This window comes from Kitasatospora sp. NPDC059722 (assembly GCF_042733235.1).
GTDB lineage: Bacteria > Actinomycetota > Actinomycetes > Streptomycetales > Streptomycetaceae > Kitasatospora.
In genome coordinates this window covers 1-1,735 of sequence record NZ_JBHWGD010000280.1, presented here as the reverse complement: position 1 = coordinate 1,735, position 1,735 = coordinate 1, and the positions used below count along the sequence as shown (strand labels likewise).

The 1,735-nt window shown below is 77.9% G+C and carries 2 protein-coding genes; both read left to right on the top strand.

The annotated features are described in order from the left end of the window. Positions 1 to 328 (top strand): helix-turn-helix transcriptional regulator (locus ACFV4F_RS43275; RefSeq protein ID WP_380511535.1); only part of this gene is annotated, 328 nt, incomplete at its 5' end. 3 nt (positions 329 to 331) lie between these two features. Beyond that, on the top strand, positions 332 to 1,735 hold a 1,404-nt coding region (locus ACFV4F_RS43270; protein ID WP_380511532.1), incomplete at its 3' end, for an ATP-binding protein.

Here is a 1,735-nt window from a genome sequence, read left to right as displayed (position 1 = left end):
CCCCCCCGCCGCGCGCCCCCCCCCCGAGCTGTGCGTGCTGACGGCCCGGCACCCGGCCGGCCCGATGGCCGCTCGCGCCCGCGACCTGGCCGGGACCCTGGACCACCGCGTCGTCCACCCCGCGGACCCGCGCTGGGAGAGCCTCACGCCCACCGAGCGGCACACCGCCGAACTGGCGGGCCGGGGCCGCAGCAACCGGGACATCGCCGCGCTGCTGGCCGTCTCCAGCCGCGCCGTCGAACTCCGGCTCAAACGGGCCTACCTCAAGCTCGGCATCCACGGCCGCCCCGAACTGCGGGCGCTGGTCCGTGCCATGGAAGGACACTGAACGATGCTCCACGACCGGGACACCGAACTCGCCGCGGTACGCCGGGCCCTGTGCGACGCCGACGGGGGCCGCTCGTCGCACCTGCTGCTCACCGGTCCGTTCGGCATCGGACGCTCGGCCTTACTGCGCGCCCTGCCCGGTCTGGCCGACGGTCTGCGCGTGCGGGTCCTGCGGGCCGACGCCGCCCCGATGGAGCAGGACTTCGCGTTCGGTGTCGTGCGCCAGTTGTTCGACAGCCTCCTCACCGTTCTGCCCGCCGACGCCCGGGAGCGGTGGCTCGCGCGCGCCGGAGCGGCCCGTGCCGTCCTCGGCGACTTCGTCCCGGACACCCTGGACACCCTGGACACCCCGGACGCGACGGACACCCCGGACGCGACGGACACCCCGGACGGGCCGGACACCGCGACGGATCCCGCCGGCGCCGAGCCGACCGGCGCCGTCCTCGCCGACCTGCGCCGCCTGCTCGCCGAACTGAGCGCCGACGCACCCCTGTTGCTGCTCGTCGACGACCTCCAGTGGGCCGACCGCCCGTCGCTGCGCTGGCTCGCCCACCTCACCGCCCGCCTCGACGGCCTGCGCGTCGTCGTGGTGTGCACGCTGCGCGACGGCGACCAGGGCTCGTGGCACCCGCTGGTCCGCGAGGTCGCCGACACCGGCCGCGAGCTGCGACTGACGGCGCTGTCGCCCACCGCCACCCGGGCCCTGATCCGTGACCGCTTCACCGACCCGGGCCACCCGCAGACGGCCCGTCCGCAGACCGCCGATCCGGAGACCGCGGACCCCGGCAGAACGGAACCCACCGGCATCGACACCGAGTTCGCCGACGCCTGCCACCGGGCCGCCGCCGGCAACCCGCTCTTCCTGGTCTCCCTGCTCGACGTCATCGCCGCCACCACGGCCCGCCCGACCGCCGCCCACGCCGAGACCGCCCGCACCCTGCGCCCCGGGCGCCTGCGCGACCGGATCGTGACGTGCCTGCGCACCCAGAGCGCGCCCGTGCGCGACCTCGCCGCCGCGATCGCCACCCTCGGCGAGCCCGGCGACACCGCGCCCGCCGGGCGCCTCGCCGGCCTGGACCCCGTCGGCTGCGCCGCCGCCCTGCGCGCCCTGCACCACCTCGGCCTGCTGCCCGACCCGCACCGCGCCGCCTTCGTCCACCCCGTCGTCCGGGACGCCGTCGAGGCCTCGATGAGTGCCGGCGAGCGCCAGCGCCGCCACGAGGGCGCCGCCGCCGTGCTGTACGACGCGGGGCGCCCGGCCGAGGAGGTCGCGGCCCAGCTGATGGCCGTCGCGGCCTCCCGGCACCCGTGGTCGGGCGCCGTCCTGCGCGGCGCCGCCGACACCGCGCTGCGCCGCGGCGAACCCGCGCCGGCCGCCCGCTACCTGCGCCGCGCCCTGCTGGACGTC